The 2922-nt window shown below is 45.3% G+C and carries 2 protein-coding genes and 1 pseudogene; all 3 read right to left on the reverse strand.

The annotated features are described in order from the left end of the window. The coding region (locus AC1DUA_RS32010; protein WP_477503580.1) for an ATP-binding cassette domain-containing protein at window positions 1-180 on the reverse strand (180 nt) is incomplete at its 3' end. After that, entirely contained in the window at window positions 177-2507 is a 2331-nt protein-coding gene (locus AC1DUA_RS32015; RefSeq protein ID WP_477503581.1) for a hypothetical protein, read from the reverse strand. The genes AC1DUA_RS32015 and AC1DUA_RS32010, both read right to left, overlap by 4 nt. Before the next feature lie 227 nt (window positions 2508-2734). Further along, window positions 2735-2922: pseudogene (locus AC1DUA_RS32020) on the reverse strand (TerC family protein); the annotation flags it as partial.

Consider the following 2922-nt stretch of genomic DNA (forward strand, 5'->3'; position numbering starts at 1 on the left):
AACCTTGGCTGTACCTGATGTTGGGCTTAACAGCGTGGCTAGGATGGACATCGTCGTGGATTTCCCCGCTCCATTCGGTCCAACAAAACCAAAAACCGTTCCTTTATCAATCTCCATGGTCAGGGCATCAAGTGCTGTAAAATTACCGTATTTTTTCGTCAATTCCGTAATGGAAATCATTGTTGCACAGCCCCTTCCAGAGAAACGGCAGGGAATCGGAACATGATGTTATTTTGAATCGTCGTTATTTTCATGCGTATCGATTTTCCCTCGATGATATAAGGCTGCAGTTTTTCTCCCTCCCAGGATTGGTACGATTTCAAGGTGACTTCTTCCCATGCTTTGGTCTGCGAATTCCATAACTCTGTCTTAACATCCGGATTAGGGTCCCCCGTCATTTCCATCGTTTGATAGTTGGCTCCTTCTAATGTCGGAAGTTGATAATCGAGTGTCACATCACCACTTCCCATTTGCATGAAAGGGCCGTTTTCGAATTGAATTGCGCTCATTTTCAAATGATTATCGATTAACGCAGGCACAATTGCCGCACTTGGAATAACGATTTTACCCTCTGATGTCACATAATTGAGTCTCATGTCTTGCGTTATTAGTGTTAGCTGCTGCGTTGGAATGCTGCCTCCCGTAGCCAATGGGATGGAAGTCTGATCTTTCATCCATCCAACAATCATTGGCGTTATCCCTCCTGAGAACTTCCCATTACGATTCAAATAGCTGCTGAACAATGAGCGCTGATGCAAACCAGCATCGATGCCACTGATTGTCGGATATGGAAAAGCAAACTGTGCAATATCAGGCCCATTCGCCACCCCTATGCCATTCGCCGTATCGAAGTCCGCTGAAGCTCCTACTGGAATTGCGCCAATTTTGACATATAACTGGTTAATAAGGACAGCAACATCGGTTAAATCCTTGGTCGTGTTATTCGTAACCTGACCTTTTGCACCTTTGACGGTTAAATCCGAAATACGATAGTCAAGCTTTCCAAGCGGGACTAATTGTTCTTCCTCAACGGATACCTTTGAGATGGACGAGTAAGGAATATCCTGCAGCCGCACGATGGCCGCTTCAGGTTCTTGCTTGATGAGAAGTTCATTTTGCTCATGGAGCTGCTGAGATGAGTAGACTTCGGATTGCAGAAGCGGAGAAATCGCCGACTTTCCGGCAAATTTCAGTTCTAAATCCCCGCCTTTAGGGAGAAAGACAGAGACAGCAGATTGTTTGATGCCTGATCCTGTGCCGTTCAATGTAACGGTAGACAACGATTGAGCCATCATACTCCCTCGATTCGTCGCACCAAATTGAAATACACCAATGCTGGTCACAATCGCAGCTATTGGAATCACGAACCAAGCCCACTCTCTGCGATCTAGCCGTGTCAAAACCATATAAAGCAATGGCCCTACGACAATGGCATATAGCAACAAGACAAGTGCTAACATCGGAAGCTTAGGCGGTTGCAAGGACGGGAAATATTCCAAAGCGTTGACCAATCCCCCATATGGATCATTGCTATATCTCATTTGATTCATATTATAAGCATTCGCTGAAGCAATCGGCCCGGAAAGTATTTGCTCCCATAATCGCTGATTTCCATTCCAGGACGCAAGTGGATTCAGGGATAAATCGTAGGCCGCATAGGTAACGAAGCCGCTTCCGTAAGCAGTACGGGCGAACACAGGCACATTCCCCAAGGACAGAATAGACTCCGCTCCGTTAGCCAGCTTGGCTTGTGATAGCGTGAATGGCTGAGGCAAAATCAGCTCCTTCCCACCGGCTTTCTCTATCACGGGAAGCTCATTAACCGCCGTAGTTCCTTCATATGTAACGGGAGCTTCTTTCGCAAAAGGTGCTGCCGATTTCGGATAACCCGCACCGCCTGAGAGGAGCAGTGTACCTCCTCTTTGTGTCCACAGCTGAATAGCTTGTACTTGCTGCGCCGTTAATGTATCCGCTGCGAAGTCATTGATCGCTAGAATGTCTAGACTATCTAGCCCCAATGAATCCTTCGGAATTTCTTCCTGCTTAAGATGCAGAACATTCAATTTGCTGCCAGATTGATTAAGCAGTGTTAAGAAGTTAAGCGTATCTACATCTCTAGCCAAAACGCCTACCTGTAGCGTTTCCTTCGGTAAAATGAACGCTTCCAAATATGTTTTGCCGTCCAACGGTATCTTCTTACCGTTTTTTTGTGATTTTTCATAAAAAGCGATTGTATTATTGCTTTTCGAATAAGGATACCCAGGCAGCAGCATCGTAACGACTTTCGTGCTGCCTTTTGGAAGCTCCACATGCTGCACATAATTAAAATCCTTGCTTCGATTTGGATTAGCTACCTGTACGACTAAATCACCCGCCAAGTCAGCCCCCTGATTACGAAGCGTCATGGTAGCAAATTGCCATTTGCCTTGTTTCACATTGGAAGCACCAAATCCAATTTCTGTTTCAATTTCAACCATTGCTGTGTCCGCTGCTGCGATTGCTCGCAAGAATGGTGCGCAGCCCTGCAACCATATTGCAAGAAAGATACTACTGATAATAAAGTAAAGTCGAAATCTGGGTTTGTTAAGGAAACTAGGTCTCACTCGCGTAACTCCCTTCTTCTCATGCCTATCTCATAACTAGACGACAAAATTGGAAAAAAGTTTCAATTCTCTGCCTAATAAAAATAAACCGCTTCGCTGTGTAAGACCAGCTTGGCGGTTTTCCCTATTCCCTATTCGTTTCTTGTTTTTAATTGCAATACTCTCAGCCACTTCACGGAGACACCAATTACGATGACCAGTGCAGATGCTACAATCGGGATCCAGACATGTAGAAACTCGTAATCGTGCAGGAACCAATCGATCATTTTCTCATCTTTTACAAACATTTCACCTGCTGTATAGCCGAGGATACCTGCCC

The sequence above is a fragment of the Paenibacillus sp. 01T422 genome (genome assembly GCF_056398785.1).